4 protein-coding genes are annotated in these 4,267 nt (G+C 57.5%); all 4 read left to right on the top strand.

Going from position 1 to position 4,267, the window contains the following annotated elements; all coding sequences use genetic code 11:
- Window positions 1–34 precede the first annotated feature (34 nt).
- Entirely contained in the window at window positions 35–988 is a 954-nt protein-coding gene (locus tag EOM25_12665) for a restriction endonuclease subunit S (protein ID NCC26026.1), read from the top strand.
- A gap of 35 nt (window positions 989–1,023) precedes the next feature.
- The gene (locus tag EOM25_12660; protein ID NCC26025.1) at window positions 1,024–1,620 is read left to right on the top strand and encodes a transposase; all 597 of its coding nucleotides are present in this window, start codon (window positions 1,024–1,026) and stop codon (window positions 1,618–1,620) included.
- Entirely contained in the window at window positions 1,617–3,023 is a 1,407-nt protein-coding gene (locus EOM25_12655) for a winged helix-turn-helix transcriptional regulator (GenBank protein ID NCC26024.1), read from the top strand. Before EOM25_12660 ends, EOM25_12655 begins: the two co-directional genes overlap by 4 nt.
- Window positions 3,020–4,267, top strand: a 1,248-nt coding sequence (locus EOM25_12650; GenBank protein ID NCC26023.1) for a type I restriction endonuclease subunit R, incomplete at its 3' end; no start/stop codon positions are given. The genes EOM25_12655 and EOM25_12650, both read left to right, overlap by 4 nt.

Below are 4,267 nucleotides of genomic sequence, written 5' to 3'. Positions count from 1 at the left end.
GTCAGGAGCAGGCAAGTGTAGTGTCGTTGAGGGTGTGGATGAACCGACGACGTTTGAGTCATCCATTATCCGTGTGAGGGTAGACCAATCGAAAATTAGGCCGCGATTTATCTATTACTGGCTAAAATCGCCTCAAGGCAGAGGGCGCATTAGGGCAATTGTCACCGGGACAAACGTTAAGGGGATTCGAGGTTCCGTACTGAAAACTATCGAAGTTGTCTGTCCGCCAATTACCAAACAGGATGCAGTCGTCTCGAAACTTCGTGCCTACGACGACCTGATCGAGAACAACCGGCGGCGGATTTCCTTGCTGGAGCAGGCGGCACGGCTGCTCTACAAGGAATGGTTCGTCCACCTTCGCTTCCCCGGCCACGAACACTCCCAAATTATCGACGGCGTGCCGGAGGGGTGGGAGAAGAAAAAGATCGCCGAAGTTTGCGAAACGATAGGAGGCGGCACTCCCTCAACCAGAGTTTCAGAGTACTGGGACGGCGATATTACCTGGGTCGTCCCATCGGATATTACGAATAACAACAGTCTCATATTGCTGAAATCAGAGCGCAAGATTACAGAAAAGGGCTTGCGAGAGTCTTCAGCCAAGATGGTCCCGGCTGAAACAATTCTCATGACGAGCCGTGCATCCGTCGGTTTTTTTGCTCTGATGGATCATGAGGTTTGCACAAACCAAGGCTTCATCAACATCGTTCCACACGACAACCAATCGCGGATGTACTTATTGTTTAACCTGCTCAGCCGGGTCAATGAGATTCGCAGCAATGCCAAGGGCACGACTTATCCCGAGATCAGCAAAGGCCGGTTTCGCGAAATGGACATAATCATTCCCAGCAAAACACTAATGGAGCAGTTTGGGGAGATTGCATACGATACCATTCGGCAAGTTCGGTGTCTGATGCGATCCAACGCGAATCTCGTCAAAGCCCGCGACCTCCTCCTGCCCAAACTGATGAACGGCGAGGTGGCGGTATGAGCCACGATCCCAGCTGTGTACGGGCACGGCGCGCCGTGCCCCAACCCGCGCCCCAACGCAACCGCCGGTCCATCCGACTACAGGGGTACGATTATTCCCAGGCCGGGGCCTATTTCGTCACCATCTGCACCCAGAACCGGGAATGCCTGTTCGGGGAAATCGAAAACGGCGAAATGCGATTGAACGATGCGGGTCGGATGGTTGCCGATGAATGGTTGAAAACCGCCGAAATCCGCGACGAAATCGAATTGGACGAATGGGTGGTGATGCCCAATCATTTTCATGGGATTGTGGTTGTCACCGCCTGTAGGGGCACGGCGCGCCGTGCCCCTACGATGGAACGATTCGGACAACCAATTGTCGGTTCGGTTCCAACGATCATACGATCATTCAAATCCGCCGTCACCAAACACATCAACGAATTGCGACAAACCCCCGGCATGAAATTATGGCAACGAAATTATTGGGAACACATCGTCCGCAATGAACCGGAATTGAATCGCATTCGGGAATATATCCATAACAATCCCGCACAATGGGAAATGGATAAATTGTACGGGCACGGCGCGCCGTGCCCCAACGAAATCCGGGAACCGATTGCCGAATATGGCCTGGAGGCCTGGATGATATGAAACGAACCGATCTCCTCGCCCAAATCGCCCTCGGCGAAGACTCCACCCGTCAGTTCAAGGCAGATGTGAAAAACGCCGACTCCCTGGCCTCGGAGATAGCGGCCTTTGCCAACACCAATGGCGGCACCATTTTTATCGGCGTGGCCGACGACGGTTCGACGCCGGGGCTTTCCGGGCAGGATGTGGCCCGCATCAATCAGATTACCAGCAATGCCGCCAGCCACCTGGTGCGCAGCCCGCTGGCCGTGCAAACCGAGAACGTGGCCCTTAAAAACGGCCGCATCGTCATCGTGCTGACCGTGCCCAAGGGGATCGACAAGCCCTATTTCGACAAGAATGGGGTGATATGGCTCAAGGCCGGGGCCGACAAGCGGCGGGTGAACTCCAAGGAGGAGCTGCGCCGCCTGTTCCAGTTGACCAACCAGTTCCACGCCGACGAGCTGCCCACCAAGGCAGGGATCGACAAGCTGGACAAGCTGCGCTTCCGCGATTTTTTGCGGGATGTCTACAAGCAGGAGTATCCCGATTCCCCTTCAGAGCTGACCCGGCTGTTGCAGAACATGAACCTGGCCACCGACAACGGCAGGTTGAATCTGGCCGGGGTGCTGCTGTTCGCCGAGCAGCCGGAGTGGATCGTGCCACAGTTCGTGGTCAAGGCGATCCGCTACCCCGGCAACAAGATCCACGCCACCGACTACCTCGACACCGAGGATTTTTCCGGACCCCTGCCGAAAATTTTCGAGGGGGCGCTGGCCTTTGTCATGCGCAACCTGCACAAGGTGCAGGCCGGACGCGGGGTGAACGCGCCAGGACTGCCGGAGATCCCGGAGGCGGTGTTCGAGGAACTGCTGGTCAATGCCCTGGCACACCGCGATTATCTGGTCAGCGCCCCGATCCGCCTGTTTATCTTCGATAACCGCATCGAGATCATCAGCCCCGGCCACCTGCCCAACAACCTGACGGTGGAGAAGATCCGGGCCGGGAACTCCAACATCCGCAACCCGATTCTGGTTTCCTATGTGGCCAAGGGGCTGTTGCCCTATCACGGCCTGGGCTCGGGCATCAAACGAGCTCTGGAGAAGTGGCCGGCCATCGACTTTGCCGATGACCACGACGGCTGTCTGTTCACTGCCACGGTTCACCGGAAAGCGGTGGAAGAGCTGGATTTGGTGGATAAAGGCGCGTTAACAGGTCAAGCCTCTGGTTTATCCGGTCATCCTGACCCGATAAATGACCTTTTAAATGCACTGCGTACTGAACCGTCAGCAGGCTATGCGGCATTGGCGGAGCGACTTGAAGTGAGTGAGGCGACGGTGAAGCGCAACATTCAGAAGCTTAAGCAGCAAAACCGAATCCGGCGGATCGGCTCCAAAAAAACCGGTCACTGGGAGGTCATTGAATGACCCCCGCTCCCTACACCGAAGACACCCTCGTTCAGCAAACCACTGCCGAGTATCTGGCGCAGGCGCTCGGCTGGGCGTCGGTGGTCGCCTACAACACCGAGGATTTCGGGCCGGATAGCCTGCTGGGCCGGAAATCGGACCGTGAGGTGGTGTTGACCCGCACCCTGCGGGCAAAGATCGAAGCGCTGAATCCCGGGCTGCCGTCTGCGGCCTATGACGATGCCGTCCGCCAGATCGTCACGGTTTCCGCCTCGCAGACCCTGACCGCCACCAACCGCGAGAAATTCGAGCTGATCAAAGACGGGGTGCAGGTCACCTTTCGCAACGCCAAGGGCGAACGGGTCCGCCAGCGGCTGAGGGTGTTCGACTTCGATGTTCCCGAGAACAATCATTTCCTCTGCGTACGGGAGCTGTGGGTGCGCGGTGACCTGTACCGCCGCCGGGCGGACATTGTCGGCTTCGTCAACGGCCTGCCGCTGTTGTTCATGGAGCTCAAAAACGTCAACAAGGACATTCGCGCCGCCTACGAGCAGAATTTTCTGGATTACAAGGACACCGTCCCCCACCTATTCCACCACAATGCCCTTGTGGTCTTGGCCAATGGGGTGGATGCCAAACTCGGCTCGCTCACCAGCCGGTTCGAACATTTCCACGAGTGGAAACGACTGGCCGAGAATCAGCCGGGTGTCGTGGCCATGGAGACGCTGCTCAAGGGGGTGTGCGCGAAAGCCAATTTCCTCGACCTGGTGGAGAACTTTATCGTTTTCGACGACTCGGCCGGAAACCCTCGAAAAATCCTGGCCCGCAACCACCAGTTCCTCGGCGTCAACAGAGCCATCGAGGCCGTTCGTGAACGTAAGAACCGGGACGGCAAGCTGGGGGTCTTCTGGCATACCCAAGGCTCCGGCAAGAGCTATTCCATGGTCATGTTCACCCGCAAGGTCCATCGCAAGCTGGGCGGCAACTTCACCTTTCTGATCCTCACCGACCGCGACGACCTGGACACGCAGATCTACAAGACCTTTGCCGGATGCGGCGTGGTGGACAACGATCGTGATCCCTGCCGGGCGTCGAGCGGCGAGCACCTGTCCCGATTGCTGGCCCAGCACAAGTCGCATGTCTTTTCGCTGATCCAGAAATTCAATCAGACCGTGGGCGAAGGTGAGGCCTACTCCCGACGCGACGACCTCATCGTCATCACCGACGAGGCCCACCGCACCCAGTACGGCACGCTGGCGCTCAAC

This window comes from Deltaproteobacteria bacterium, from assembly GCA_009929795.1.
In the GTDB taxonomy this organism is placed as follows: domain Bacteria; phylum Desulfobacterota; class Desulfovibrionia; order Desulfovibrionales; family Desulfomicrobiaceae; genus RZZR01.
The sequence above is the reverse complement of the archived record's forward strand: the minus strand, read 5'-3'. Positions and strand labels throughout refer to the sequence as shown.

Coding starts and splice junctions, on each gene's coding strand:
- EOM25_12655 (NCC26024.1), top strand. CDS start 1,617: ATGAAACGAACCGATCTCCTCGCCCAAATCGCCCTCGGCGAAGACTCC.